We start from the raw sequence: 26032 nt of genomic DNA on the forward strand, positions 1-26032 counted from the left end.
ACCCGCGGGGGTGCTCCTGACCAGGCGGGAGGCTCCATGCCAGGTGGGGGCGGTCCCGTACATCATTCGGACCGTCAACGTGCGACACCGGATGACAGTTGAGAAACTGACGAATGTGCAGAATTGCGGACATTTCCATCTGGAGTACGAGGGGCATCGCATGAAGACTCCGGTATTCGAGGAACTCGATCCCGCGAGTGACTGTGACTGCCCCGGATGCGTTCACTGGCGGCGCGTCCTGCCCTTTTCCTCGCGGTTCGGCCCGTCCGGCCCGCTGAGCCGTCCGGCGTCCCTCGCCCACGTCCTCGGCCTCGCGGGGGTGGCGCGAACCCCCATGGCCCTCGCGCTGGCCGCCACGGCGGGCACCGTCCTCGGCGCGGTGCCGGCGGTCGCGGCCGTGCACGGACCCGCCCGGCCCGGCCTTCCCCCGGCCGACGGGCACGACACCACCCCCCAGGGCCACAGGGCACCGCTGCACGGCCCGGCGGGGAAGCCGGCGCTGCCGGCCAGGCCGGGGAAGGAGGTCAGGGCACCCGCCACCACCCGGGCCGAGATCTACAAGCGGGTCATGACATGGATCAATGCGCAGGTGCCGTACAGCATGGACGACTACTGGCGGGACGGGTACCGGCAGGACTGCTCCGGCTTCGTCTCGATGGCCTGGAACCTGCCGGGCAACGAATGGACCGGCAGCCTCGACAGCTTCGGCGTGAAGATCACCCGGGACCGGCTCCAGCCGGGCGACATCCTGCTCTTCCACAACCCCGACAACCCCGAGAAGGGCTCGCACGTCGTCATCTTCGGAGGCTGGACCGACTACACCCACACCCAGTACGTCGCCTACGAGCAGACCCCGCCGCACGCCAGGAAGAAGTCCACCCCGTACGCGTACTGGACGAACTCCGGCCATTACGTGCCCTATCGCTACAAGGGGATCGCGGAGGGCGCGGGCGGTCCGCTGCCCTCGACGTCGACCCGCTACCCGGGCGTCGCGTACTTCGGGACCGGTGCGAACAACGCGTACGTCAGCCAGCTCGGCCGGCTCCTGGTGGACCGGGGCGCTCGCCGCTTCTACACCAAGGGACCGGGGCCGCGCTGGTCGGCCGCGGACCAGCGGGCCACCCAGGCGTTCCAGCGGGCGCAGGGCTGGACGGGGGCGGACGCGGACGGGCTGCCGGGGCCGAAGACCTGGTCGTACCTGGTCGGGAAGAAGGGCAGGAACATCCCCGCCGTGACGGCGGGTCCGGGTTCCTCGCACACCGTGCCCGGCTATCCGGGGCGCGCGGTGTTCCGGCCCGGGGCGAACTCCGCCCATGTCACCCAGCTCGGAAAGCAGCTGGTCAAGAAGGGGTTCGGCGCCTACTACAAGACCGCCCCCGGGCCGCGCTGGGGCGAGGCGGACCGGCGCAACGTCGAGGCGTTCCAGCGGGCCCAGGGCTGGCGCGGCGGGGCGGCGGACGGATATCCGGGACCGGAGACCTGGCGGCGTCTCTTCTCCTGAGCGGGCCGGGTCCACCACGGCTCGTGAACACACTTCCAGGCGCGGAGGCATGGAGGCAGCTATGAGTACGACGACGTCCGACACCCCGGAGCCCGAGGGAGAGCCCTCGGCGGAACCCCGGTCCGACACGGCGGCCGAGTGCGGCGGCGGTCACCGGTCCGGCCGGCTCATCCAGAACGAGGCGACCACCGAGATCCCCGTCCATCTGCTCTTCCGTGACGACCCCGACCCGGTGTCCGTGCCGCTCGCGCCCGCGGTCGTGGGCCGTCGGCGCGGCACCGGCGAGCAGCCGAGGATCCGGCGGCCCGTGCCCGGCAGACCTCCGCGCCCGGTGCCGGAGGTCGACCCCGAACTGGTGGAGCGGCCCGCACGGGTGCTGCCCGGAGCGGCGGGTGTGCTGGCCGGGGCCTGTGGTGTGGCCGGATGTGCCCTCACCACCTGGTGGGCGGGTGTGCTGCCGTCCGCCGTGCAGGAGGCGCTGGAGCTGCACGCGCACATGGGCGCCGGGCTCGGACCCGCGCAATGGGCGGCGTACGCCGGAGCGGGCGCCCTCGGTCTGTTCGGCTTCGGCGGTCTCGCTCGCGGCCGGACCGGGCGGGCCTGGGTGCTCGGTCTGTTCGGGCGCTATCGCGGCACGGTCCGGCGCACCGGTCTGATGTGGATCAACCCGCTCGTGCTGCGCCGCCGGGTCGACGTACGGCTGCGGCACTGGCGCAGCGAGCCGATGTCCGTGGTCGACGCGAACGGGGTCGAACTGCGAGTGGTCGTGCTCGTCGTGTGGCGCGTCAAGGACACCGCGCGGGCCACGCTCGCGGTCGACGACCACAGGACGTATCTGCGCGAGTGTGTGGAGGCGGCGCTCTCGCGGGTGCTCTCGCAGTTGCCGGCCGAACTGCCCCCCGCCGTGATCAGGGACCTGACCCTGCGCAACACGGACGCGGTCGGCGAGGCGCTGACCCGGATGGTGGCCGCGGACACGGCCCCGGTGGGGCTGGAGGTGTTCTCCGCGCAGCCGACCCGGATCGAGTACGCGCCGGAGATCGCCGCCGTGATGCAGCGCCGCCGGATCGCGGCCCTGGACGCCCAGCACCGCGACAGTGTGCTCGGCTCGGTCGTCGACTCGGTGGAGGACACGGTGACCCGGCTGACCCTGCGGGGGCTGGTCGAGCTGGACGACTACGAGCGCAAGGCGTTGGTGAAGGACCTGACGGTTGCGTTCTGCACGGGGCGCGGGGAGGTGTCCTCGTAGACCGCCGGGAGGTGTTCGCGTGGACCGCCGGAAGGCGTCCTCGTGGATCACCGGGCGGGGCGGACAGGTCCGCTATTGGTATGGACATGTTCAACTACCCGCAATAATCTGGTACTTGGTCTAGACCTGAACATCGCGCGCACGGCTCACGGGAACATCCCCCACGTCCTCCAGGAGCGGCAGCATGCGCACACGGACGAACCAGTCCCGCACCAGCAGAAAAGTGAAGTTGTACGCGGCGGCTCTCGGCCTCGCCACGGCGGGCACCTTCGTGCTCTCCACCGGCGGAGCCAGCGCCCACGGCTACACCGACCAGCCCCTCAGCCGGCAGAAGATGTGCGCCGCGAACGGCGGCATCGTCGCCAACTGCGGTGACATCCAATGGGAGCCGCAGAGCGTCGAGGGCCTCAAGGGCTTCCCGGCGGCGGGCCCGGCCGACGGTCAGATCTGCTCCGCGAACCACACCAACTTCGGCCAGCTCGACCAGCCCAGGACCCCCGCGGGTACGGCCTGGCCGACGACCAAGGTGACCGCGGGGCAGACCTACACCTTCCGCTGGCAGTTCACCGCCATGCACGCTACGACCGACTTCAAGTACTTCATCACCAAGACCGGCTGGAACCAGAACCACGCGCTGACCCGCGCGGACCTGGAGACCAACCCGTTCCTGACGGTCCCCTACAACGGACAGCGCCCCCCGTCCACGCTCTCGCACACCGGCACCCTGCCGAGCGGCCGAACCGGACACCACCTCATCCTCGGGGTGTGGACGGTCGCGGACACGACGAACGCGTTCTACTCCTGCGCGGACGTCACGTTCTGAGGCCTGCGGCCCGAGGCCCGGGATCGTGTGGCCCGGAATGCCGGAGCCCGGAGTTCTGAGCCTCCCTTGAGGCGCCGGCGCCCACGGCGAGGGTATGTTCCCCGCACGTCGACATGACCACGTCGGCGTGCGGGGAGCAGTATCCGACCACCGGGGGACCGTCATGAGTGTGTTTTTCTATGCCCTGCCAAGCCTGATCATCTTCGTCGTACTGATCGCGGCGGCCAAGGTGGTGCGCCGCTCGCTGGAGCTGCGCAGCGCCTGGAACAGCGGACTGACCGCGGAAGCGCGCTGTCTGCGCTCGTACACGACGGTCGGCGGAGGCGGCAACGACAGCTCCGTCACCACGACCCTGCACCACGTATACGAGTTCACCACGCGCGACGGCCGTGCGATCCGCTTCGAAGAGGCGAACGGCCGCCCGACGATCGTGGAGGGCGACATCGTCACGGTGCACTACACCGCCCGGCACCCCGAGAAGGCCACGGCGCAGGCGCCGAGCCCCGCCAAGGCGGCCGTGGGAACCGTCGTCATGCTGGCGTTCTTCGGTGTGATCGTCGCCTTCTGCGTCGGCTTCATGATCACCTACCACCAGGTCTTCGCGGACAGTGACGGGTTCTTCGGCGGGATCTAGGAGGAGTTGGCGAGGGGCAGCGGGGGGAGAGGGGGCCGGCCGGGGGTGGATGGGGCCGGCGGGCTCGGCCCGAGTCGGGGTGTGCACAGCCCTCCCTATCTGACGGACCGTCAATTACCGTACGCCTTCATGGGGTCCAGTAGGCGTACCGTCGGGGAGCTCGTGCGGGAGCGGTGGGGCGACCACCGGCCGGGGCTCTGGTTCGAGGGCCGGGTCGTCAGCCACCACCAGGTGGCGGCGGGCGCGGCGGCGCGGGCGGCGCTGCTCGCCGAGCTGCTGCCGCCCGGCGCCGAGCCGCATGTGGGGGTGCTGCTCGACAACACCCCCGAATATCCCCTGTGGTTGAGCGCGGCCGCCCTCGCCGGTGCCGCCGTCGCCGGGATCAACCCGACCCGGCGCGGCCCCGAACTGGCCCGCGACATCCTGCACACCGAGTGCCGTGTCCTGATCACCGAGCGGGCCCACCTGCCCCTCCTCGACGGACTCGAACTCCCGGGCGTACGCGTCCTGGTGACCGACACGGACGCCTACGCCGAGCTCCTCGAGGCCTACGAGGGCGCGAAGCCGGACGCCGGCGGGGCGAGCGCGGACAGCCGCTTCCTGCTGCTCTTCACGTCCGGTTCGACCGGCGCGCCCAAGGCCGCGATCTGCACCCAGGGCAGGATCGCCGCCGCCGGACGCTCGCTCGTCGATCACTTCGGCGTGCGCGCGGACGACACCCACTACATCTGCATGCCGATGTTCCACGGCAACGCGTTGATCGCCGACTGGGCCCCCGCGCTGGTGGCCGGCGCGGGGATCGCGCTTCGGCGCCGCTTCTCGGCGTCCGGGTTCCTCCCCGACGTTCGGGCCTGCGGGGCCACGTACTTCACCTACGTCGGCCGTGCCGTGCAGTATCTGCTGGCCACGCCCGCCCGTCCCGACGACCGTGACAACCCGCTGCGCAGGGGATTCGGCACGGAGGCCGGCGCGGTCGACGCGGCCGCCTTCGAGAAGCGGTTCGGGGCGCGGCTGATCGAGGGGTACGGCTCCTCGGAGGGCGGCGCCGCCATCCAGCGCACGCCCGGCACCCCGGCCGGGGCGATCGGACGGGCGGCGCCCGCCGACGACCTCGCGGTGATCGACCAGAGGACCCGGCGCGAGTGCCCGGCCGCCGTCTTCGCCGAGGACGGGCGCCTGCTCAACGGCGCGGACGCGATAGGGGAGTTGGTGAACCGGGGCGCCAGTCCCTTCGAGGGGTACTGGCGCAATCCCGACGCCGAGGCCGCCCGGCGCCGCGGCGCGTCCCCTCGGCCCGGGGAGGGCCGGGCGGGGGACGGTGAGATGGGCGAAGGCGAGCTGGTGAAAGTCGAGACGAGGAACGGTATGCAGGGGAACGGTACGGCGGGGAGCGGTCCTGCGGGGAAGGAGCGGACGGGTAAGGAGCGGACGGGGGCAGGTCGGGCGCGAGAAGGGGAGGCGGGGAAAGCCGAGGCGGGGAAGGGGCGGGCGGGAGAAGCTGAGGCGGGGGAGGGCTGGTACTGGACCGGGGATCTCTTCTACCGCGACGCCGACGGCTTCCTCTACTTCGCCGGACGCACCGACGACCGGCTCCGCGTCGACAGCGAGAACCTCGCCGCCGCGATGATCGAGAACATCCTCGCCCGGTACGCGGACGCCGCCGCAGTCGCGGTGTACGCGGTACCGGATCCGGTGGCGGGCGACCAGGTGATGGCGACGCTGGCCCTGAAGGAGGGGGCCCGCTTCGACCCGCTGTCCTTCGCGGAGTTCCTGCTCGCCCAGCCGGATCTGGGCACGAAGATGGCACCCCGGTTCCTGCGGATCGTGGAGCGGATGCCCGTCACCGCCACCAACAAGATCCACCGGGTGGGCCTGAGGCGTGAGGGATTCCGCTGCCCGGACCCGGTGTGGTGGCGGCCCCCGGGCGAACCGGCGTACCGGCCCCTGACGCCGGCTGACCTGGACGGGCTGGTGACCCAGTACCGGGCGTACGGCCGGGAGGAGTTGCTGACCCGGTAGCTGTCCGGACGGACCCCGGACAACACTCCCGCGCCCACCCGACGGTGTCCTCCCGCTCCGCGCCGTTCCCGCTCCGCGCCCTTGCCGCTCCGCGTACCCCCGCCCGCTCGCCCCCCCGCCGACCGCTCGCCCCCCTGCGACCGTTCGCGCTCCGCGCCCGGAGTGCCGCGTCGCTCTTGCTCCGTGCTCTGGTCGCCGTGCTGCTCGGCTCCCTGCCCGGGGCCGCGCCGCTCGTGCTCCGCGCTCGGGTGCCGGGTTGCTCGGCTTCGTGCCCGGATCGCCGTGCTGTCGGTTCGGCGCCGGGGGTCGTCGCGCTGTTCGGCTCCGCGCCGCGGGTCGCCGCGCCGCTCTTGCCCGGCCGGCGGCCGGAGTTGCCTCCTTCGAGGGTGCCCACTGGCGGGTGGTGGCCGGAGTTGCCTCCTTCGAGGGTGCCCACCGGCGGGGGATGGCCGGAGCTGCGCCTGACGCGGGATCCGCATCACCGGCTGCCGACCGGAGTTGCCTCCGTGCAGGACCCGCAGCGCCGGGTCTCGGCCGGAGTTGTCTTCGCGCAGCACACGTACCGCCGGTCGTACCGGACTGCCCGCGTCGGTGGGTGACGCGCGCCCGGCGTCTTTCGAACGACGGTCGGGTGAGGCATCCCGGCCGCTTTCCGCGGGGAGGATATCCGGGCACATGCGCCGAGAGGCCTGCGCGCCAGGGGCCCGAGCCGAGGGAAGAAGGGCGTTGCGTTGCCTGATCCGGGTCGCGGACACGGAAGCCGCGGGGCGGTGTCGCCCCGGCTCACGTCCGCGCCGGTGACGCCGGTGACGCCAGGGTCAGGGCCCAGCTGGGGACTTGTCATGCCCCTGCGGTCCAGGCCGCCTCCCGGGCGGACCGTCGACCCGGCCGAACCGTGCGCCCGGCCGGACGGTCCCGACGCCCCCCACCCCAACCCTCGACAACACCCGAAAGGCACTCATGTCCCCCACGCATGACACGCTCGACCGCGGACACAACGACGACCTGTTCAGCTTCGTCAGAGCCAGCCCCTCGCCGTACCACGTGGTGGCGAGCGCGGCGCAGCGCCTGGAGAAGGCGGGTTTCGCGGAGTTGCGGGAGCGGGACGACTGGACGGCCGGAGCCGAGGGAGGCCGCTACGTCGTCCGCGGGGGAGCGCTGCTCGCCTGGTACGTCCCGCCGGGCGCCCCCACCCACACCCCGTTCCGGATCGTCGGCGCCCACACCGACTCACCGAACCTGCGGGTCAAGCCCACGCCGGACACCGGCTCGGCGGGGTGGCGGCAGATCGCCGTGGAGGTCTACGGCGGTGTGCCGCTCAACACGTGGCTCGACCGCGATCTCGGCGTCTCGGGACGGCTGGCCCTGCGCGACAATTCGACCCGGCTGGTCTGCGTCGACAAGCCGCTGCTGCGGGTGCCGCAGCTCGCCATTCACCTCGACCGCACCGTCAACGAGGGGCTCGCCCTGGACCGGCAGCGGCACATGGCCCCGCTGTGGGGGCTCGGCGGCCCCCGGCCCGGAGCCCTGCTCGGCCGGATCGCGGACGAGGCGGGCGCCGACGCCACCGAGATCCTCGGCTGGGACCTGATGCTGCACGACATCCAGCCGCCCGGGTACCTGGGCGCGGACGAGGAGTTCATCGTCTCGTCGCGCCTCGACAACCAGATCTCGGTGCACGCCGGCGTCACCGCCCTGGTCGCCGCGGCCGGTGCCGCCCGGCCGCCCGCGTACATCCCCGTGCTCGCCGCCTTCGACCACGAGGAGGTCGGCAGCGGATCGGAGTCCGGCGCCCAGGGCCCCTTCCTGGAACGGGTGCTGGGCCGGGCCGTGACCGCCAGGGGCGGCGGGGCCGAGGACTTCAACCGTGCCCTCGCCGGCGCCCTGTGCGTCTCCTCCGACATGTCCCACGCCGTCCACCCCAACTACGCGGAGCGCCACGACCCGGACCACCGTCCGCTGCCCAACGGCGGCCCCGTGATCAAGGTCAACGTCAATCAGCGGTACGCCACCGACGGCACCGGTGTCGCGGCCTTCGCCGCCGCGTGCGAACGGGCCGAGGTGCCGTGGCAGCCGTTCGTCTCCCACAACGCCATGCCGTGCGGGACGTCGATCGGCCCGATCACCGCGGCCCGCCTCGGCGTGGCGACGGTCGACGTGGGCGTGGCCGGGCTGTCGATGCACTCGGCGCGCGAGCTGTGCGGGGCACGGGATCCGGGGCTGCTGGCGCGGGTGCTGACGGAGTTCGTCACGTCGGAGTAGGCCGGGCTCCCGGCGTCCAGGGGTCGCGCGCGGGTTCCGGCGTCGCGCTGGTCCCGGCGTCCAGGGTCGCGCGAGGCTCCTCCCGTGTCCAGGGCTCGCGCGAGGGGCACCGGAACATGCGTGAAGGCCCCCCACGGAGTGGAGGGCCTTCACCAAGGTGCGCCGCCAGGGACTCGAACCCCGGACCCGCTGATTAAGAGTCAGCTGCTCTAACCAACTGAGCTAGCGGCGCATGACTCTCGCCTCCCGCTTCCGCGGGCGGCGACAAAAGAAATACTACCTGGTCCGCGGGGGTGCTTCCGACCACCCGCACGGCCACCCGCCCGACCGTGCGGCCGCCCCCCGGCCCCGGCCGACGGGCGGATCGGCCCGCCGGCCCTGTGTGGGCCCGGTATGCGCCCTGTGCGGGTCCGGTGCGGCGGCTGTCAGATCGCGAGGGAGAGCAGTACCGGGGTCGCTCCGCGGTTCAGCGTGTCCGCGGCGCGGCGGAGCCGGTGGGCGTGCTCGACGGGGAGGGAGAGGGCGAGACAGCCGACGGAGGAGCCGGCCGTGATCGGTACGGCCGCGCAGACCGTGCCGATCGCGTACTCCTGGAGGTCGAGCACGGGCACGGTGGCCGGCTGGGAGTCGAGGCGGGACAGCAGAAGCCGCTCGCTGGTGATGGTCCGCGAGGTGAGGCGGGCCATCTTGTGGCGGGCGAGGTGGTCGCGGCGGCCGTTGTGGTCGAGCTGGCCGAGCAGGCTCTTGCCGACGGCGCTGGCGTGCGCGGAGGAGCGGAAGTCGACCCATTCGTTGACCGCGGGGGTCGACGGGCTCTCCGCGTACTGGGTGACGTGCACCTCGCCGTCGATGTAGCGGCTGATGTAGATCGCGGCGCCGACCGAGTCGCGGAGCCGGTCGATCGTCTGCTGGAGTTTGTCGCGCAGGGCCTGGTCGCGGCCCTGCGTGGCACCGAGGCGGCTGAGGGCGGCGCCGGTGACGTACGCGCCGTCCGTGACCTGTTCGACGTAACCCTCCCGGCGCAGCATGCGCAGCAGTGCGGTCAGCCGGTCGGCGCCGAAGCCGGCCTGGCGGGTGAGTTCGGCCTCGGTGACGCCGGTGGTGTGTTGCGACACCGCCTCCAGGACGCGCAGCGCGTCCTGGGCCGAGTGGTACGGCGCGGTCGGCTCGTTCATCAGCGCCACGGTTTCCCCCTGCGCTTCATGGCCCGGCTCAAAAATGACGTCGGTCCGGACAGCTGGGCTCACTCCACGATAACCGTCAAGCAGCCATCTGTGGGCGTCTGTTGACGAGATTGGTGGTGCGCTCCATGCCTCTCAGCAGGAACGCACCACTCTGGCATATGCCAAAGGCATGGCACCTGGGGCATGCCCCAATGACCGGACCTCGCGCCTTCCCGTACGTGCCCCCCTCCGCCCCTCGTTCGCTCCCGGACTTCAGAGGACCGCGCCGAGGAATTCCCTGGTCCGTTCGTGCTCCGGGTCGCTGAAGATCTTCTCCGGGGGGCCGGATTCGATGACATGGCCGGAATCGAACATCAGGACCTGGTCCGAGATGTCCCGGGCGAAATTCATCTCGTGGGTCACGCAGAGCATGGTGATGTCCGTGGTGTGAGCGATGTCACGCAGGACGTCGAGGACCCCCGCGACCAGTTCGGGGTCGAGCGCGGACGTCACCTCGTCCAGCAGCAGTATCTGCGGCCGCATCGCCAGCGCGCGGGCGATGGCCACGCGCTGCTGCTGGCCGCCGGACAGCCGGCCCGGCCGCTCGTCGCACTTGTCCGCGAGGCCGACCAGGTCGAGCAGTTCGCGGGCCCGTTCCTCGGCCTCGTCCCGGGAGAGGCCGAGGACGGTGACGGGCGCCTCGGTGACATTCCTCAGCACGCTCATGTTCGGGAACAGGTTGAACTGCTGGAAGACCATCCCGATCTTCTTGCGGACCTCGCGGACCCGCTTCTCGTCGGCGGGGAAGAGCCGGTCCCCGGCGACCGTGATCGTGCCCTCGTCGGGCCGGGTCAGCGTCATCAGCAGACGCAGGATCGTCGTCTTGCCGGAACCGGACGGGCCGATCAGCGTGACGTGCTTGCCGGAGTCGACGCGGAAGTCGAGCCCGTCGAGGACGGTGTTGTCCCCGAAGCGCTTGGTGACCTTGTCGAAGCGGATCAGTTCGCTGCCGTCCACCGGCGGATTGGCAAGGTCCTTCAGGGGGTTGGTCTCGGCGTTCGTGCCGGTGTTCGTGGCGGTGTTCGTGTCAGCGGACAAGGCGTCGCTCCAGGGCTCGCAGCAGCAGGGAAGCCGGGTAGGAAATGAGGATGAAGGCCACACCGATGACCGTGAGCGGCTCCGTGAACTGGAAGTGCTGCTGCGAGTACAGCCGCGCCTCGCCGAGCATCTCCAGCACGGTGATCGTCATCAGCATCGGGGTGTCCTTGAGCATCGCGATGACGTAGTTGCCGAGCGCCGGCACCACGCGGCGGACCGCCTGCGGCAGGATCACCGCCGTCCAGGTGCGCCGCACGGGCAGGCCGAGCGCCGTGGCCGCCTCCCACTGGCCGGCGGGCACGCCCTCGATACCGGCCCGGTAGACCTGCATCGTGTACGTCGAGTAGTGCAGCCCGATCGCGATCACACCGGTGGTCAGCGCGGAGAACGTGATGTTCCACTCGGGCAGCACGTAGAAGAGGAAGAACAGCTGCACCAGCAGCGGGGTGTTGCGTACGAACTCGGTGGCCACCCCGACCGGCCAGCGCACCCAGCGCGTCGGTGCCCGCATGAGCAGCGCCCACACCAGTCCCAGGGTGAACGAGATCACCGACCCGAGGGCCAGCGCCTTCAGGGTGACCAGCAGGCCGTCCCAGAAGTGCGGCATGAAGTCGCCGACGGCGTTCCAGTCCCACGTCATGAGGCACCTCCACTCGCGGCGGCTTCGGCTCCGGCACCGGCGCCCACGCCCGTCGTCCCGGCCCGCTTCGGCTCACGCGCCGCCGTGCCGCGCTGCGGTTCCCTGCCGATCCCGGCCTTGAGCCGCCTCTCCAGGCCGCGCATCAGCCGGGTGAGCAGGAAGGCGATGACGAAGTAGATGAGCAGGACGTACGTGTAGACCTCCGCGCTCTGCTGGAGCGCGAGCCGCACCAGGTTGGCGCTGAACGTCAGATCACCCATGCCCATCACCGAGACCAGCGCCGTGCCCTTGAGCAGCTCGACCAGCAGGTTGCAGAAGGGCGGGATCATCTCCGGCACCGCCTGCGGCAGCAGGATCAGCCGCATCCGCTGCCAGGGTGTGAAGCTGAGCGCGATCCCGCCCTCGCGCTGCGCCGGGTCGACCGCGTTCAGCGCGCCGCGCACGATCTCGGAGCCGTACGCCCCGTACGTCAGCCCCAGCGCCAGCGTGCCCGCCCACAGCGGGACGAGCTGCCAGCCGAAGGCGAGCGGCAGCACGAAGTACACCCAGAAGATCATGATCAGCGCGGAGGTGCCGCGGAACACCTCGGTGTAGAAGCCGGCGAGGAAGCGGACGATCCACCGCCGCGAGGTGCGCGCGATTCCGGCAAGGAAGGACATGGCACCGGCCAACAGAGCGCTGAAGAACAGCAGTTGGACGGTGACCCAGATCCCTTCGAGTACGAGTTTCCACAGTCCCGATGTCATCCGCGGCACAGCTCCTTCGCGGTCATGTCGGTCATCTCGGCCCTGGTGAAGCCGAACGGCCGCAGGATGCGGAAGAGTTCGCCGCTCTCCTTCATCTTCCGCAGCTCGACGTTGAAGGCGTCCCGCAGCCTCGTCTCCGGCGAACGGAACGCGAAGCCGCCGCCGTCGACGTGCGGCTTGCCCTTGACCAGGGGCGTGAAGGGCTTCGTGCTCTCCGCCTTGCTGGACTTCCTCGCCACCTCACGGGTGGTCAGCGCGGTCCCCGCGAAGACATCGGCACGCCCCGCCTCGACCGCGTTCAGCCCGGCCACCTGGTCGGGCACGATCAGGATGTCGCTCTCCCTGTACCCGGCCTCGATCGCGTACTGGATCTCCGCGTAGCCGGTCCCCGTCGCGAACCTGGCCTGCTTCGCCACGACGTCCTTGTAGTCGTGCAGCCCCTTCGGATTGCCCTTGCGCACGATGAACGCGTCGAGCATCTGGTAGTCGGGGTCGGCGAAGATGACCTGTTGGCAGCGCTCCGCGTTGATGTACATCCCGGCGGACACGACGTCGAACTGCTGGGAGTTGAGCCCGGGTATGAGCGAGCCGAACTCGGTCGGCACCGGCTGGACGCGCTCGACGCCCAGCCGTTTGAAGACTGCTTTCGCCAGTTCCGGTGCCTCGCCGGTCAGTCGGCCGTCCCGGTCGATGTAGCCGAAGGGGATCTCGCCCGCGATGCCGAGGCGTACGACGCCCTGCGCCTTGAGCCGGTCGAGGAGATCACCGCCGTCCGTCCCGGCCGCCGTGGCCACGCGGCTGCAGCCGGCGGCGCCGATCGCACCGAGCGCCGCGACCCCCGCGAGCAGCGACCGGCGGGTCGTCCCGGACGGGTGTCTGTCATTTCCACGTGCGTTCCCACGTGCTGTTCCAAGTGGTGGAGCCATGGCCGCGCGGCTACCCGGGACCATGCGATGTATTCGGACCGGTTCCGGCCCCGCACGGTCCGGTGCGCACGTGACCGCCGGGGGTGATGGCCGTCGTGGAACTCTCTGCCTGCTCCTGCTCCTGCTCCTGCTCCTGCTCCTGCTCTTGTTCTTGTTCCTGCTCCTCAGCGGCTGCGTGGGCCGGGTCCCGGGCGTCGTCCGGGCCGGCTGGTCGACGGCCTCGACGTGATGGCCGAGGTCCGCGACGACCGGTCCCTCAGGACAGTTCAGTGTCCGGGCACGTACCCGCGCTTCTTGTCGACCACGTTCGACAACGGCTTGCCCGCCGCCCAGCGCTCGTACAACTCCACGAACTGCTCGCCCAGTTCGTCCCGCCAGCCGACCGTGTCCCCGCTCATGTGCGGCGACACGATCAGCCCCGGGACCTCCCACAACGGGCTGTCACGGCCCAGCGGTTCGTGCTGGAAGACATCGAGGGCCGCACCCGCGATCCACCGCTTCGACAGCGCCTCGGCGAGCGCCTCCTCGACGACGAGCTGCCCGCGCCCGACGTTGATGAAGCGGGCCGAGGGCTGCATCATCCCGAAGCGCCGCGCGTCGAACATGCCGTGCGTCTCCGCGGTGAGCGGCGCCGCGGACACCACCCAGTCGGCGCGCGCCATCAGCCGGTCCAGCTCCGACGGACCGTGGATCCCGGTGCGCGGGACGCGCCCCACCAGCGCCGTGGTGACGTCGAGCGCCTTGAGAGTGCGGACGATCGCCCGCCCGATCGGCCCGGATCCCACCACGCAGGCGCGGGTCCCGGCCACCCGCTGCGACTCGCGGTGCCGCCATTCGTGGCGCCGCTGAAGGTCCCAGGTCCGCGGGAGGTCCTTCGCCATGGCGAGGACCAGGGCGGCGACGTACTCGGCGATCGGCCGGTCGAAGATGCCACGCGCGTTGGTCACCACCGTGTCGGAGGCGGCGAGCTCGGGACACATCAGATGGTCCACGCCCGCGCTGGCGGTGTGCACCCAGCGCGGCCGCGGCCCCTCGCCCGGCCAGGCACGGCGCACGGCGTCCGAGGTGAAGTCCCACACGAGCAGCGCGTCCGCGTGCGGCAGCCGCTCCGCGAGCGTCGACTCGTCGGCGTGCTCGATCCGCACGCGACCGGTGAGCCGGCCGAGCCGGGGGAGCGGGTCGGCGTCCAGGACGAGGAGGGTGGCCGGGGCCGACGGGCGGGGCGTGCCGGGGGACATACGGGCGTTCACCGGGCGAAACCGTTTCGCAATGCGAGTCCGCTTCTCTGGGGAGATCCTGGGGCGAAATGACCGGGGAGACGTGCGGGCGAACGGGTGCCGAGCCGTCTGAGATGCGCGGATCGACCCCGCTCGCACCCGAACCTACCTTCGTCAACACGGGCTCGCATACGGTCCGTTGCCCGCCTGTTTCCCTCTCCGAGGTTCCGTGGGTGGAGTCTCCGTCACCGCGGGCTGACCCCTTCGGGTGAATGCGGGTAGGTCCGTGGAGCCGACGCAGGACTGCCGGGCGGCACACCGTCCCATGCGGCGTGATCCCGCGGTTCACACGGAACTGCGGGGCAGGGCGCCCATACGGGTACGGGTAAATGTGGGCGTGCCCGCGTCACCTGGGTACCCGGGCGGTAGGTCCCTTTCAGCGGCTGATTGACCAGGCCGTCCGCCGGGGACCCGTACTGCCAGAAGAACAGGAAGGTTGGGCATGACCGCACTCGGATTCCTCTACCCCGGCCACTCGGCCGAGGACGACTACCCGCGCATGGAGCAGTTGCTCGGCAGCGACATCCGCCTGACCGTCGTCCATACGGACATGGGGGAGGACGCCCACGGCGTGGACGCGCTCCTCGAAATGGGCTCGGCGCAGCGTCTCGCGGCGGGCGTCGAGGAGCTGCGCCTGTCCGGCGCGGAGGCCGTGGTCTGGGCGGGCAGCAGCGGCAGCTTCGGGCACGGACCGCAGGGCGCCCATGAGCAGGTCCGGGGCCTCGCCAGGGCGGCCGGCCTGCCCGCGTCCTCGACGTCCTTCGCCTTCGCGCACGCGGCGCGGGAGATCGGGGCCCAGCGGGTCGCGATCGGGGCGGCCTACCCCGAAGACGTGGCCGCGCTCTTCGCCGCGTTCCTGAAGGAGGCGGGCACGGAGGTGGTGGCGGTGCGCGGCTCCGGTGTCGTCACCACCGCCGAGGTCGCCGGCTGGGACTTCGAACAGGTTCTCGCGCTCGCCCGCGAGGCGGACCACCCGGACGCCGACGCGATCCTCCTCCCCGACACGGCCCTGCACACCGCCTCCCACCTCCTGGCCCTGGAGAAGGCCCTGGCCAAACCGGTCCTCACCGCGAGCCAGGTCACGGTCTGGGAAGCCCTGCGCCTGGCCGGCCGCCGGGTGAACGCTCCCGAACTCGGCACCCTGTTCACGAGGGAGCCGATCGTCCAGGCGTGAGAAGTCAGCCCCTCCGGCCGGAAAATCCAGCCCTCCGGCGTTTGCGGAGCGGGGTCCGGGGGCGGAGCCCCGGTGACGATGGGGTCTCCCTGGTCGAGTGAAGTCGAGACCTTGGGGGAGGGGCAGGGGCGGAGGGGGCGAATCACCTCGTCCCCAGCCCCCGCCCGCCGGGGGAAAGCCGCCCGCCAGGGGAGCCCCTGCCCTTCACCGGGGAAGCCTCCCGGGGAATAACCGGAGCCACCCTCCTGTTCGTAACCCCAGGACATGGACGCGTACGCAACAGGAGGCACCCCGGTGGACGAGACGGCCGAGACGGGCGAGATCCGAGGCACGGCACAGGGCACCGCCCCCGTGCCCCTGTCCGTACTGGACCTGGTCACCGTGGGCGCGGGCCGCACCGCGACCGACGCCCTCCGCACCAGCGTCAAGATCGCCCGCCTGGCGGAATCCCGCGGCTTCCACCGCTACTGGGTGGCCGAACACCACTCGATGCCCGGCGTGGCCAGCTCCTCGCCCGCGGTGATCCTGGCCCACCTGGCCGCCCACACGGACCGCGTCCGGCTGGGCTCCGGCGGAGTGATGCTCCCCAATCACGCCCCCCTGGTCATCGCGGAGCAGTTCGGCACCCTTGAGGCGATGGCTCCGGGCCGCATCGACCTGGGCCTCGGCCGGGCCCCGGGCACGGACGGCGCGACGGCCGCCGCGCTGCGCCGCACCCAGCGCCTCAACGAGGGCGCCGACGACTTCCCCGAGCAGCTCGCGGAGCTCACCCGCTTCCTGGACGACGACTTCCCCGACGGCCACCCCTACGCCCGTATCCACGCCGTTCCCGGGCCCGTCCAGTCGACCTCGCCCGGCGGCGTCCAGTCCCCGCACCGGCCCCCGATCTGGCTGCTCGGCTCCTCCGGCTTCAGTGCCCGTCTCGCCGGAGCCCTCGGCCTCCCGTTCGCCTTCGCTCATCACTTCTCGGCGCAGAACACGATCCCGGCGCTCGACCTCTACCGCGAGTCCTTCCGGCCGAGCGCGGTCCTCGACGCCCCGTACGCCCTCATCGGTGTCTCCGCCCTCGCCGCCGACGAGGAGAAGGAGGCGCGCCGCCAGGTGCTGGCCGCGGCCCTGAGCATGGTCCGCCTGCGCACCGGGCGCCCCGGTCTCGTGCCGACCCCGGAGGAGGCGGAGGCCTACGAATTCAGCGCCATGGAGCGGGAGTTCGTCGGTTCCTGGAACGCCAACGTCATCCACGGCACCGCCGACGAGGTCCGCGCCGGCCTCGACGACCTCCAGAAGCGCACCGGCGCCGACGAGTTGATGATCACGGGCAACGCGCACAGCGGCGACGTACGGCTGCGCTCGTACGAACTGATCGCGGACGCCTACGGGTTGCCGAAGGAGCAGAGCCCTCGTGCCTGAGGCCCGGGACGCGAAGGTCTGAAGAACCCTCCGTGCCTGAGGCCCGGGACACGCAGGTCTGCAGAACCCTCCGCGCCTGAGCCTCGGGACGCGCAGGTCTGAGGAACAGAACGCGCAGGTCTGGAGGACCCGGACGCTCAGGTCGGAGAACCGAGGCGCTCAGGTCCGAGGGCAGGCCGCCGACATCAGAAGCGCGGAGATGCGCTCCGGCGCCACCGGCCGGGAGTACAGCCAGCCCTGGCCGGTGTCGCAGCCGATCCCGCGCAGCCGGGACGCCTGTGAGGCGGTCTCCACGCACTCGGCGGTGACGGTCAGGCCGAGCCGGTGGGCGAGTTGGATGAGCGCCTCGACGATGACCTCGTCGGCGGGGTTGGGGTGGGCGGACGAGCCGTCGGCGTTCTCGTACTGGAAGCCGCGGACGAAGGAGCCGTCCAGCTTCAGCACGGACACCGGGAGCCTGCTCAGGTAGGCGAGGTTCGAGTAGCCGGTGCCGAAGTCGTCGATGGCGATGCGGACCCCCATGTCGCTGAGGGCCTGCAGCGCCTGGAGCGGCCGGCCCGCCGAGCCCATCACCGCCGACTCCGTCAGCTCCAACTGGAGGAGATGCGGGGCCAGTCCCGTCTCCGCCAGGATCTCCGCCACGTCCGCCACCAGGTCCGAGTCCCAGACCTGACGCACGGCGACGTTGACGCTGACGAAGATCGGCGGGGCGTCCGGCCGGTCCAGCTGCCAACGGCGGGCCTGGCGGCAGGCGGTGGCCAGCACCCATCGGCCGAGCTGGACGATGGAGCCGTTCTCCTCGGCCAGTCCGATGAACCGGTTCGGCGTGAGCGTCCCGAACCGCGGGTGGTTCCAGCGGACGAGCGCCTCGACCCCGTGCACACCGCCGTCCTCCATGCCCACCAACGGCTGGTACTCCAGGGCGAATTCACCCCGCTCGACGGCCGCGCGAAGGGTGGACGACAGGGCCTGGCGCGTCATGCGGTGCGCGTTGCGCTCCGGGTCGAAGAGCGTCCAACGGCCCTTGCCGTCCGCCTTCGCCCAGTACAGCGTGGTGTCCGCGGCCTGCATCAGACCGGTCGCGGTCGTGCCGGTGGCACGCCGCTCGACCACCCCGATGGACGCCGACAGCGACAGCCGCTGCCCCGACAGATCGAACGGCGCCTGGAGTGCCTTCAGTACGGACTCGGCGAGGTCCGCCAACTGGTCGGTGCCCGTGGAGTCCTCGACGAGCAGCGCGAACTCGTCCCCTCCCAGCCGCGCCACCAGGGGAGTGGCCGCCCTGGTGAGGCCGGCCTCCTCCGCGCAGCGCGTCAGGCGCTCCGCGACGGCCGCGAGCAGGCGGTCCCCGACCCGGTGGCCGAGAGTGTCGTTGACCGCCTTGAACCCGTCCAGGTCCAGATAGCAGAGCCCGATCCGGCCGGTGCCGCCCTCGTCGTACGCCTCCGCCTCCAGAGCCGCCGACAGGCGCTCGAAGAACAGCGTGCGGTTGGGCAGCCGGGTCACCGCGTCGTGCATCTGCAAGTGGCGCAGCCGTGCCTGGAGTTCACGCCTCGCGCCGATGTCGGTGACCGAGATCAGGACCGCCCGCTCCTGCGGGGGCAGCGGCGCGACCGTGACCTGCGCCCAGATCACATGGCCGTCCGGGTGCTTGAGCCGGCGGGTGCAGCGCAGCCGGGCCTGGCTGCCGCCCAGCACCTCGCGGTACGCGTGCCAGGTGCGGGCGTCGGAAGCCAGGTCCACCAGGTCGGCGGCGACCCGCCCGACGAACGTCCGCGCCCCGGCACCGAGCAGCACGCCCAGCGACTCGTTGGCGGTGACGACGAGACCCTCGCGGTCGACGACGGCCATCGCGAGAGGAGCGGTGGCGAAGGCCGCTCGGAAGGTACGGGGTGACGTTCCGTCGGGAATCGCCATGGGCGCGGGCGCCCCGGACGACGACCCCGGCGGTACGGGAGACACGGAGGGGACGGGTGGGCCGGGAGAGGTCCCGGCGGACGTACGAGAAGACGTGTCGACGTGACGTTCTGTGACGGTCGGCCGGACGAGGTCTCCCGCGGGCGCCGGCCCTTCGGACGTTCCGCTCACCGCTCGCTCCCGCAGTGCACTCGTTCTTCGTATGGGTCTCTCGGGGCGGTCGGCCGGTGATGGACCGCCGCACAAGCCGTGTCCGTGCAGGAAAGTGTGCCGATCATAGAGGCTGACCTCGAACGGTGCAGCCACTGTCCAGTGTCCAGGAACAACCACCCGTTCTGACAGATCGTTTCTGCCTGTATCTGGATGGGTTCTCTCCCCAGTCGACCGCATGTGACGTTCCGTGAAGGTCCGGGGGTGTCGGTCGGTATGCCCTCTCACTCTTCCGGTGCAGACAAACAGGGCGAAGTATTACAAATTGGATGAGGCTGGGTGCGGTGTCCCGAAATCCGCATCCGGAGGTCGACGTGCCGCGTCCGCTCCCCCTCAGGGTTCTCACTCGCGAGGCTCCGCGCGGCCTCGCCCGTGACGGGGCACCGCGTTGGCGCAGCACCGCGGCCGTGTTCACCTCGATGACCGCGCTCGCCGCGACCTCCTTGGTGCCGGCTCATGCGCTCGCCGAACCTCTCGCGTCCCCCTGTGCCCTGACGCGGACCGCGGCGCACCACTCGGAGGGTGTCGACACCTGGAACTCCTCCTATGCGCGCCCCACCCGTCCCCTCGACGCCGTGATGGTCTTCCTGTCCTTCCCGGACTCCACCCCACGCACCACGCCCGCCGAACTGACCGGCGACTACTTCCCCGCCACCAGCCGCTTCTTCGAGCGTGCCTCGTACGGCAAGTTCACGGTACGCCCGCATCCGCAGCGCACCTGGATCCAGATGCCGCATTCCTCCACGTCATACGCCATACAGCGCGACTGGAACGCCGCCGACCGCGCCGCCTATCTGCGCGACGCCCTCTCCGTGGCCGACCCGCAGGTCGACTTCTCGCGCTACGACGTCATCTACTTCATCGCGGATCCGGACGCGCCCGGCGTCGACTCGGACGCCACCAAGGTCGTCAACCTGGACACACCCCTGCGCGCGGACGGAAAGGACATCCGGCGCGTCGTCACGGTCTTCGAGAAGCATCCGCCGGACCGCCTCGTCCTCGCGCACGAGACCGGCCATGTCTTCGACCTGCCCGACCTCTACCACCGCCCCTCCGACGGCAAGGGCGACTGGGACACCTATGTGGGTGACTGGGACCTCATGGGCAGCCAGTTCGGTCTCGCCCCGGACCTCTTCGGCTGGCACAAATGGCGGCTGGGGTGGCTGGAACCGCACCAGGTGGCGTGCGTGCTGGGCTCCGGCATCACCCGTCTGACGCTGGAGCCGCTGGAAGCCGGACCCGTCAACTCCGCGGTCGGTTCGGCCGGCGCGAGCGCCGCGGGGGCGGCCGGCTCCGGGGTGCTGGCGACCCGTTCGGCCGCGCCGAGCGGAACGGGTGCGCCCCTGCAGGGGCCACGGGTGTCCTCGCGCGAGTCGGATGCCTCCTCTCCCGGGCCGCGGGCGGCCTCCTTCGGTCCGCGGGTGCCCTCCAGCGGGGCGCGGACGTCCTCGCGCAGTTCGGGCGGGCCGGGCGCGACCTCGGACGCGCTGGGCGTGGCGGCTCCCCCCGGCTCGCAGACCTTCGGCGTCGGCCGGGGCACCAAGTTGGCGGTGGTCCCGACGGGCCCCGACAGCGCGGTCGCCTTCGAGGCGCGCGGTTCGACGGGCAACGACGGCTCGACGTGCGAGCAGGGCGTCCTCGTCTACCGGGTCCGCAGCGAGACCGAGTCGGGCAGCGGTCCCGTCCAGGTGCTCGACGCCCACCCCCACACCGAGTCCTGCTGGGAGGACTCGGTGTACCCGCCGCTCGCGGACGCGCCGGTGAGCCTCGGCGAGAGCTTCAAGGTGCCGGGCGCGAAGGTCCGGGTCCAGGTGGAGGACCGGACGGCTTCGGGGGCCTGGACAGTGAAGATCACGACAGGCTGAGCCGCCTTCGTGACACCGGCCGCAGCGACACGCGTGGCAGGTGAAGGCAACGGAGGGCAGGCGTCGGAGGGCAGGCGAAAGATGGCGGGTGCCGGGTGACGCGCGGCCGGCGACGGGCGGCCGGCGACGGGCGGCCGGGCGACGGGCGGCCGGGGCTCCGTGGTGTCCGGAAACGACGAGAGCGGGATGCTCGCGTTTCCGCGAATCATCCCGCTCTCGTTGGCGTGCGCCGCCAGGGACTCGAACCCCGGACCCGCTGATTAAGAGTCAGCTGCTCTAACCAACTGAGCTAGCGGCGCCTGCTGACGTCGTAGACCTTAGCATCCTGATCGGCGCGAGGAAAAATCGATATCCGTACTGCCGCGGACGCCGCCACCCGGGCCGCCCGTACGGCCGCCCACAGCAGGATTTCGGGGCCGGGAAGCCAGGGCTGCCGCGTGTCGGGAGCGACCAGCCAGCGGGAATCGGGCCGGACGGCCTCCGGTCCGCCGTCGCCGACGCTCAGCGCGGGCACGGTGACCGCGTCCCCCGTACCGTGGCAGAGGAGCGGCGGCACCTCCCGGCACCGCCCCACATGCCCACCGTGTCCCACGGCCTCACGCCCTGCTTGCCCGCCGTGCTCCGTGGCGGCCGCACGCCCCGCGGCGGCGCCCGAGCCCCACTCCTCCCACTCCATCAGCGAGGGGAGCCGCTGGGCGGTGCCGGGCGCGGCGAACAGCAGCATCCGCCCGCGGTGCGCCGCCACCGGGCCCGAGCCCGGTCCGTCGTCCCAGAGCCGGTCGAGCATCCGCCGTCCGAACAGCGCCGGCGCGCTGACGACGTCGAAGGCGCTGCCGCAGGGCAGGACGACCGGCGCGTTCGGCCGTTCGCGCCAGAGGGCGAGCATGCTCCGGGGATACGTTCCCGCCGAGGCGAGCCAGGCGGCTCCCTCGGACGTGACACCCGAGACGTCCAGCCGCTCGGGAGACGGCACTCCGGGGCTGTGGGGGGTGCTGCTCGGCGGGTTCCGTGTGCTGCTCATGCCGGATACATCTACCGGTGGTGAGTGCTCGGTCCCGGAGGGTTGCCGGAAATCGGGACAGGAGCGGGTGAGGTGCAGTATCTTGCCCGGCTGGCATATGCCAATGGGGCCCAGGTCCGTGGCGGAACTCTCCCTCTGCCACGTTCTCTCGGGGTCCTTGTATCGGTTCGCTCGCCGGTTCGTTTGCCGGTCGCAGAACCGGCCCCTGGGCCCGGTCCGTCTGCCGGCCGCAGAACCGACCCCCGGTCCCGGTCCGTCTCCCGGTCGCAGAACCGACCCCCGCTCCTGGTCCGGCCCCGGCCCTCGTCAGGCCCCCGGTCCCGGTCCGGCCCACGGTCCCCGTCCCGGGCGTGCGGGGCAGAGCGCGGCAGGGGTCCGGGCGGGCAGCATGGGTCCGGGCGGGTCAGAGCGGGTCGGTCACCCCGTGACCGTGTCCGTTGCCCTCCGTGCCCCGCAGCAGGCCCTCGCCGAACTCGACCATCTTCTTCGCGTAGTCCTCGGTCCACTCGGCCCGCTCGGCGATCGAGGCGGCGGTCAGCCGGTCGAAGCGGCGCGGATCGGCGAGCTGCGCGGCGGCGATGGCCTGGAACTCGACGGCCCGGTCGGCGGCGGCGCGAAACGCCTGCGCCAGCTCCGTGGACCGGTCCAGCAGTGCGCGGGGATCGTCGATCGACTCCAGGTCGAAGAAGTGCTCCGGATCCCCGGCGGCTTCCGCGGGCTCGAAGAGCAGGGGCGCGGGGCGTAGCCGCGGTTCGTTCCGACGCGGCGTGGGCTCCGCCATGTCTTCTCCTCCTCGTACGGTTCAGGGGCCCCTCTCGGTAAAGGGCCACCGTCCATTGTCTCGCGCCCGCGCAAGTGGGCCCGAAGGGGCGAGCGCGCCCCGCAGGGCAGGCACGTTACCGGGCCGGGTGCGCCCGGAACGGGGCTCAGGGCCGCCACGCCACCCGATGCTCCGCCAGATGGGACAACACCGAATGATTGGCCTCCCAACCATCCGGAAACTTCACGGTCACTCCCAGCTGTACGGGCTCGGTCGACGGGTGGTCGTCCAGCAGTTCCGTGATTCCTTCCCGGCAGATCACGATGCACGCGTGCCGGTGCCGTGAGGCGAGCACGCACAACCGTCCGGTCTCCAGGTGGAACGCCGTGGCGTCGGGCCGCCCCGACAGCGGATGCAGGACGACCGTGACGTCGAACTCCCGTCCCTGGAGCCGGTTCGCCGTGTCGACGGTGACATCCGTGACCCCGAGGCCGGCCAGCGCCGCCCGCACGGCCGCGGCCTGGTCCCGGTGCGCCGTGCCGACGGCGATCCGGTCGGCCGTCAGCGGCACCGGATCCTCCGCCCGCTCCGACGTGGCCGCGCCGCCCCGGTCGAGCAGCCGCCGTACGACCTCGGCCACCGCGCGCACCGCCTCCGGGTCCGTCCGCGGCGTGTGCCGGGCGGGCAGCTCCAGCAGACCCCAACCGGACTCGGCCGCCTCGTCGATGACCCGGTCGGTTCCCGAACCGTCCGACGGGACACCGAAGTTCAGCCGCCGGTCGCCGTGACCGGTGCCGCTGCGGAACGGCGTGTACGGATAGAAGGCGTGCGAGACCAGTGGCGCGGCCGACGCGGGCAGCCGCCAGGAAACCGGCAGCCGGTGCTGCGGCAGGTGCGGATTGTGCGCGAGCAGGGTGGTCACCGCGGACGCGGACGGGTCGTAGGACAGTCCCGCCCACTGCTCAGAACCGACGATCGCGAACGGGTCCAACTGCCCGGGGTCGCCCACGAACAGCGCCCGCTCGAAGAGCCCGGCCACGGCGAGCAGCGCGTCCGAGCGCATCTGGTACGCCTCGTCGACGATCGCGTGCCGCCAGGGCTCGACGCCCTTGACGTGGGCCCACTTCGCGGCGGTGGAGATGACGACGTCCAGGCCCGCGAGGTCGGCCGCCTTCGTCGACTTGCGCACGTGATCGAGACCGTCGAGCGCCTTGTCGTACGGGTCGGAGTCGCTGCTGTGCAGCCGTCCCACGGGCAGCTCCGGGGCCTTCTCGGCGAGCCGCAGCACCAGGTCGTCGACCTGGGCGTTGGTCTGCGCGATGACCATCAACGGGCGTCCCGCGGAAGCCAGTTCGAGCGCGGCCCGGACGACGAGGGTCGACTTGCCGGCGCCCGGCGGGGAGTCCACCACGACACCGCGGTCGGTGCCGTGCAGGGTGTCGCGCAGGATCGCGTCGGTGGCGTGGGCGGCCTCGGCGCCCGGGTCGAAGACGGCGGTCACAGGGTTCCTCCGAGGTAAACTGCATGCCGTGCGGTGCGAGAACCAAGCGCGCACACCGTGCTGATCGAGAGCCAAGGCAGCACATGCACCTCCAAGCTTTGCTGTATCAAACCGGGCTGGTTTCAACCCGGCTGGTGTTGATCGCAGAAGACCTGTTGGGTCGCTGACCCGCAGGCAGCGTGAGCCAGGAATCCCCCTGCTTCAGCTGGGGGAGGATTCAAAGGACGTCCTCCTCGGTCACCGGGTCCGGCAGCGGCAGGGCGTCGGGCTCACCCGGCGGCCCTCCGTGCGTCCACGGTGTCTCCTCCGGGTCGGGCAGCTTGGCGCCGCCGCGTTGCTCGTGCTCGAAGAGGGTGAAGCAGACGAGGTCCCCCTTCTCCGGCAGGGACCCGGCCTCGGGTTCCTTGCCGCGCCCCATCTTGTCGACGATCCGCAGCACCACGGCGGCGCCCTCGTCGTCGTACTCCACGAACTCCGCGGCCTGCGGCTTCCCGCCGAGCGAGCGGTACACCTTGGCCCGTTCCGCCAGGTGCGGACGGTCGTCCGTGCGGACGGTCACCAGGGGGCGGGGGCTCGGCCGCTTGCCCTTGCTGTACGCCATCACGACATCGGTGACCTCGCCGGCGAACGCCTCTCCGGCGAGCCGCCGGCCGGCCATGACCAGCGGGTCGTCGAGGGCCTCCTGTGCTTCCAGGCGGGCCTGTTCACGCTCGCGGGTGGCCAGCTTGTTCGCGGCGGTGACCGCGTCGTCGCGGCGCGGCTGCGGTGGCTCGCCCGCCGCGACCCGGTCGCGGTGTCCGGTGAACGACCAGCGGTCGCGGGTCCACCGGTCGGCGGCGTGCGCCCCTTCCGGCAGCGTGCGCAGCAGGTCGAGTCCCCGCCAGACCGCGTCCCAGGTGGGCCGGGTGACGCGCTCGACGAGTTCGCGGATCTCCCGCTCCGCGGCGGTGAGTTCACCGAGCCGGTCGTCCGCCTCGATGCCGTCCTCGGCGGCGGCCAGCGCGGTGCGCGCGCGGTCGTAGCGCTCGATGGCGGGGGCCAGCAGCTGGTTGTCGAAGGCGGGGTCGGTGGCCGGTCCGGCGGGCGGGCAGACGAGCTGGCCCCGCGCGTCCCGCTGGAGCTCGGCCCGCACCGCGGCCTCGGCGCCCGGCTCGCCCTCCGGCGGATCGAGCCAGGCGAGGAGCGCGCCGAGATGCTGGTCCTCCAGGCTGCTCTGGCCGGTGGCCCAGTGCCGGGCCAGCACGTCGGTGAGGGCGAGGAGCAGGGCGGAGCCGGGCACTCGGGCGCGCTCCCCGAAGTGGGTCAGCCAGCGCCCGAACAACGGCACCCGGGGCGGTGCCGGATGCGGTGTCTCGGGATCCTGCTCGGCGGTGCGGCGAAAACGGGTGGAGCGCCCGAGGAGGCGGACGAACTCGATGCCCGCGCGGCCCGGCACGATCAGCTGCGGTGCGTCCGCGCACAGCTCCACCTCGACCTTGACGCGCTTGCCGGTCTCCGGATCGGTCTCGCTGCGCTCGGCCGCCTCGACCACGTCCGCGTACGAGTCGATGTAGGGCAGGACGACGTCCGCCAGCTCGGCGAGGAAGGCGAAGCGCAGGTCGCGGTCGCGGGGCTGCGGCACGACCAGCAGCCGGGGCGCGTCCCGGTCCGTGCCGACGAGCGCGCCGAGGGGTGCTCCCGCCTCGCCCGCGGTGGTGAGCGGCACGAACACCAGGGGTCGTTCGACGAGATGGCGGTGGAGCTTGGTGGCGGCGGGCTGAGCCCGGCCGCTCTCCACGGCCTCCAGCCGCGCGAGGGTGGCGATCAGCGACATGAGCCGACCCCCCGCCCGTCCGA

At 71.8% G+C, this 26032-nt stretch carries 21 protein-coding genes, 2 tRNA genes and 1 pseudogene; 11 read left to right on the top strand and 13 right to left on the bottom strand.

What is annotated here, in order from left to right; genetic code table 11:
* Positions 1–160 precede the first annotated feature (160 nt).
* The 6 genes from ACZ4N5_RS14750 (at position 161) to ACZ4N5_RS14775 (ending at position 8488) form a co-directional block, all read left to right on the top strand.
* Entirely contained in the window at positions 161–1501 is a 1341-nt protein-coding gene (locus ACZ4N5_RS14750) for a peptidoglycan-binding protein (protein WP_467757470.1), read from the top strand.
* A 61-nt stretch (positions 1502–1562) separates the two neighbouring features.
* Positions 1563–2750 (top strand): SPFH domain-containing protein, encoded by a 1188-nt coding sequence (locus ACZ4N5_RS14755; RefSeq protein ID WP_467757471.1) that lies wholly within the window; start codon positions 1563–1565, stop codon positions 2748–2750.
* A 184-nt stretch (positions 2751–2934) separates the two neighbouring features.
* Complete coding sequence (locus tag ACZ4N5_RS14760; RefSeq protein ID WP_467757472.1) at positions 2935–3573, top strand: lytic polysaccharide monooxygenase auxiliary activity family 9 protein; 639 nt, start codon at positions 2935–2937, stop codon at positions 3571–3573.
* Positions 3574–3736: 163 nt separating this feature from the next.
* Positions 3737–4207, top strand: coding sequence for a DUF3592 domain-containing protein (locus tag ACZ4N5_RS14765; protein WP_467757473.1), 471 nt, complete (start codon positions 3737–3739; stop codon positions 4205–4207).
* Between the two features lie 129 nt (positions 4208–4336).
* Entirely contained in the window at positions 4337–6226 is a 1890-nt protein-coding gene (locus ACZ4N5_RS14770; protein ID WP_467757474.1) for an AMP-binding protein, read from the top strand.
* A gap of 960 nt (positions 6227–7186) precedes the next feature.
* The gene (locus ACZ4N5_RS14775) at positions 7187–8488 is read left to right on the top strand and encodes a M18 family aminopeptidase (protein ID WP_467757475.1); all 1302 of its coding nucleotides are present in this window, start codon (positions 7187–7189) and stop codon (positions 8486–8488) included.
* Positions 8489–8646: 158 nt separating this feature from the next.
* Here the strand turns inward: ACZ4N5_RS14775 and ACZ4N5_RS14780 are convergent.
* The 6 genes from ACZ4N5_RS14780 to ehuB form a co-directional block, all read right to left on the bottom strand.
* Positions 8647–8720: transfer RNA gene (locus ACZ4N5_RS14780), tRNA-Lys, on the bottom strand.
* A 193-nt stretch (positions 8721–8913) separates the two neighbouring features.
* The gene (locus ACZ4N5_RS14785; RefSeq protein ID WP_467757476.1) at positions 8914–9672 is read right to left on the bottom strand and encodes an IclR family transcriptional regulator; all 759 of its coding nucleotides are present in this window, start codon (positions 9670–9672) and stop codon (positions 8914–8916) included.
* A 252-nt stretch (positions 9673–9924) separates the two neighbouring features.
* Entirely contained in the window at positions 9925–10692 is a 768-nt protein-coding gene (ehuA, locus tag ACZ4N5_RS14790) for an ectoine/hydroxyectoine ABC transporter ATP-binding protein EhuA (protein ID WP_467757700.1), read from the bottom strand.
* A gap of 46 nt (positions 10693–10738) precedes the next feature.
* Positions 10739–11389, bottom strand: coding sequence for an ectoine/hydroxyectoine ABC transporter permease subunit EhuD (gene ehuD, locus ACZ4N5_RS14795; RefSeq protein ID WP_467757477.1), 651 nt, complete (start codon positions 11387–11389; stop codon positions 10739–10741).
* The gene (gene ehuC / locus ACZ4N5_RS14800; protein ID WP_467757478.1) at positions 11386–12135 is read right to left on the bottom strand and encodes an ectoine/hydroxyectoine ABC transporter permease subunit EhuC; all 750 of its coding nucleotides are present in this window, start codon (positions 12133–12135) and stop codon (positions 11386–11388) included. Before ehuC ends, ehuD begins: the two co-directional genes overlap by 4 nt.
* Complete coding sequence (gene ehuB, locus ACZ4N5_RS14805) at positions 12132–13061, bottom strand: ectoine/hydroxyectoine ABC transporter substrate-binding protein EhuB (protein WP_467757479.1); 930 nt, start codon at positions 13059–13061, stop codon at positions 12132–12134. The genes ehuC and ehuB overlap by 4 nt, the downstream gene beginning before the upstream one ends.
* A gap of 70 nt (positions 13062–13131) precedes the next feature.
* On the opposite strand from ehuB, the gene ACZ4N5_RS14810 reads away from it, so the two are divergent.
* Entirely contained in the window at positions 13132–13290 is a 159-nt protein-coding gene (locus tag ACZ4N5_RS14810) for a hypothetical protein (RefSeq protein WP_467757480.1), read from the top strand.
* A 37-nt stretch (positions 13291–13327) separates the two neighbouring features.
* On the opposite strand, the gene ACZ4N5_RS14815 is transcribed toward ACZ4N5_RS14810, so the two are convergent.
* Entirely contained in the window at positions 13328–14299 is a 972-nt protein-coding gene (locus ACZ4N5_RS14815) for a D-2-hydroxyacid dehydrogenase (RefSeq protein WP_467757701.1), read from the bottom strand.
* A 368-nt stretch (positions 14300–14667) separates the two neighbouring features.
* Here ACZ4N5_RS14815 and ACZ4N5_RS14820 point away from each other — a divergent pair.
* The 3 genes and pseudogenes from ACZ4N5_RS14820 to ACZ4N5_RS14830 all read left to right on the top strand — a co-directional run.
* Positions 14668–14784, top strand: a pseudogene (locus ACZ4N5_RS14820) (maleate cis-trans isomerase family protein); the annotation flags it as partial.
* Complete coding sequence (locus ACZ4N5_RS14825) at positions 14781–15512, top strand: maleate cis-trans isomerase family protein (RefSeq protein ID WP_467757481.1); 732 nt, start codon at positions 14781–14783, stop codon at positions 15510–15512. The pseudogene ACZ4N5_RS14820 and the gene ACZ4N5_RS14825, both read left to right, overlap by 4 nt.
* A 264-nt stretch (positions 15513–15776) precedes the next feature.
* Positions 15777–16922 carry an LLM class flavin-dependent oxidoreductase gene (locus ACZ4N5_RS14830; RefSeq protein ID WP_467757482.1) on the top strand — a complete coding sequence of 382 codons (1146 nt, stop codon included), beginning with the start codon at positions 15777–15779 and terminating at the stop codon, positions 16920–16922.
* Positions 16923–17081: 159 nt separating this feature from the next.
* Here ACZ4N5_RS14830 and ACZ4N5_RS14835 read toward each other — a convergent pair whose 3' ends face one another.
* A complete protein-coding gene (locus tag ACZ4N5_RS14835; protein ID WP_467757483.1) occupies positions 17082–19010 on the bottom strand; it encodes a putative bifunctional diguanylate cyclase/phosphodiesterase in 1929 nt (642 codons plus the stop codon).
* Positions 19011–19318: 308 nt separating this feature from the next.
* On the opposite strand from ACZ4N5_RS14835, the gene ACZ4N5_RS14840 reads away from it, so the two are divergent.
* A complete protein-coding gene (locus ACZ4N5_RS14840) occupies positions 19319–20914 on the top strand; it encodes a M6 family metalloprotease domain-containing protein (RefSeq protein WP_467757484.1) in 1596 nt (531 codons plus the stop codon).
* A gap of 225 nt (positions 20915–21139) precedes the next feature.
* Here ACZ4N5_RS14840 and ACZ4N5_RS14845 read toward each other — a convergent pair.
* The 5 genes from ACZ4N5_RS14845 to ACZ4N5_RS14865 all read right to left on the bottom strand — a co-directional run bounded on the left by ACZ4N5_RS14845 (position 21140) and on the right by ACZ4N5_RS14865 (position 26009).
* A tRNA-Lys gene (locus ACZ4N5_RS14845) sits at positions 21140–21213 on the bottom strand.
* Positions 21204–21935 carry a bifunctional DNA primase/polymerase gene (locus ACZ4N5_RS14850; RefSeq protein WP_467757485.1) on the bottom strand — a complete coding sequence of 244 codons (732 nt, stop codon included), beginning with the start codon at positions 21933–21935 and terminating at the stop codon, positions 21204–21206. The genes ACZ4N5_RS14845 and ACZ4N5_RS14850 overlap by 10 nt, the downstream gene beginning before the upstream one ends.
* Before the next feature lie 403 nt (positions 21936–22338).
* A complete protein-coding gene (locus tag ACZ4N5_RS14855) occupies positions 22339–22716 on the bottom strand; it encodes a hypothetical protein (protein ID WP_467757486.1) in 378 nt (125 codons plus the stop codon).
* Positions 22717–22861: 145 nt separating this feature from the next.
* Positions 22862–24196 (bottom strand): AAA domain-containing protein, encoded by a 1335-nt coding sequence (locus ACZ4N5_RS14860; RefSeq protein ID WP_467757487.1) that lies wholly within the window; start codon positions 24194–24196, stop codon positions 22862–22864.
* Between the two features lie 217 nt (positions 24197–24413).
* Entirely contained in the window at positions 24414–26009 is a 1596-nt protein-coding gene (locus ACZ4N5_RS14865) for a hypothetical protein (RefSeq protein WP_467757488.1), read from the bottom strand.
* Between the last annotated feature and the right edge of the window lie 23 nt (positions 26010–26032).

The sequence above is a fragment of the Streptomyces sp. NPDC026500 genome (assembly GCF_055567635.1).

What these genes read in the sequence shown, in the direction of transcription:
- ACZ4N5_RS14750 (WP_467757470.1), top strand. Translation starts at nt 161, where the DNA reads ATGAAGACTCCGGTATTCGAGGAACTCGATCCCGCGAGTGACTGTGAC.
- ACZ4N5_RS14755 (WP_467757471.1), top strand. Translation starts at nt 1,563, where the DNA reads ATGAGTACGACGACGTCCGACACCCCGGAGCCCGAGGGAGAGCCCTCG.
- ACZ4N5_RS14760 (WP_467757472.1), top strand. Translation starts at nt 2,935, where the DNA reads ATGCGCACACGGACGAACCAGTCCCGCACCAGCAGAAAAGTGAAGTTG.
- ACZ4N5_RS14765 (WP_467757473.1), top strand. Translation starts at nt 3,737, where the DNA reads ATGAGTGTGTTTTTCTATGCCCTGCCAAGCCTGATCATCTTCGTCGTA.
- ACZ4N5_RS14770 (WP_467757474.1), top strand. Translation starts at nt 4,337, where the DNA reads ATGGGGTCCAGTAGGCGTACCGTCGGGGAGCTCGTGCGGGAGCGGTGG.
- ACZ4N5_RS14775 (WP_467757475.1), top strand. Translation starts at nt 7,187, where the DNA reads ATGTCCCCCACGCATGACACGCTCGACCGCGGACACAACGACGACCTG.
- ehuD (WP_467757477.1), bottom strand. Translation starts at nt 11,389, where the DNA reads ATGACGTGGGACTGGAACGCCGTCGGCGACTTCATGCCGCACTTCTGG.
- ehuC (WP_467757478.1), bottom strand. Translation starts at nt 12,135, where the DNA reads ATGACATCGGGACTGTGGAAACTCGTACTCGAAGGGATCTGGGTCACC.
- ehuB (WP_467757479.1), bottom strand. Translation starts at nt 13,061, where the DNA reads ATGGCTCCACCACTTGGAACAGCACGTGGGAACGCACGTGGAAATGAC.
- ACZ4N5_RS14815 (WP_467757701.1), bottom strand. Translation starts at nt 14,299, where the DNA reads ATGTCCCCCGGCACGCCCCGCCCGTCGGCCCCGGCCACCCTCCTCGTC.
- ACZ4N5_RS14825 (WP_467757481.1), top strand. Translation starts at nt 14,781, where the DNA reads ATGACCGCACTCGGATTCCTCTACCCCGGCCACTCGGCCGAGGACGAC.
- ACZ4N5_RS14830 (WP_467757482.1), top strand. Translation starts at nt 15,777, where the DNA reads ATGGACGCGTACGCAACAGGAGGCACCCCGGTGGACGAGACGGCCGAG.
- ACZ4N5_RS14840 (WP_467757484.1), top strand. Translation starts at nt 19,319, where the DNA reads ATGAGGCTGGGTGCGGTGTCCCGAAATCCGCATCCGGAGGTCGACGTG.
- ACZ4N5_RS14850 (WP_467757485.1), bottom strand. Translation starts at nt 21,935, where the DNA reads ATGAGCAGCACACGGAACCCGCCGAGCAGCACCCCCCACAGCCCCGGA.
- ACZ4N5_RS14855 (WP_467757486.1), bottom strand. Translation starts at nt 22,716, where the DNA reads ATGGCGGAGCCCACGCCGCGTCGGAACGAACCGCGGCTACGCCCCGCG.
- ACZ4N5_RS14865 (WP_467757488.1), bottom strand. Translation starts at nt 26,009, where the DNA reads ATGTCGCTGATCGCCACCCTCGCGCGGCTGGAGGCCGTGGAGAGCGGC.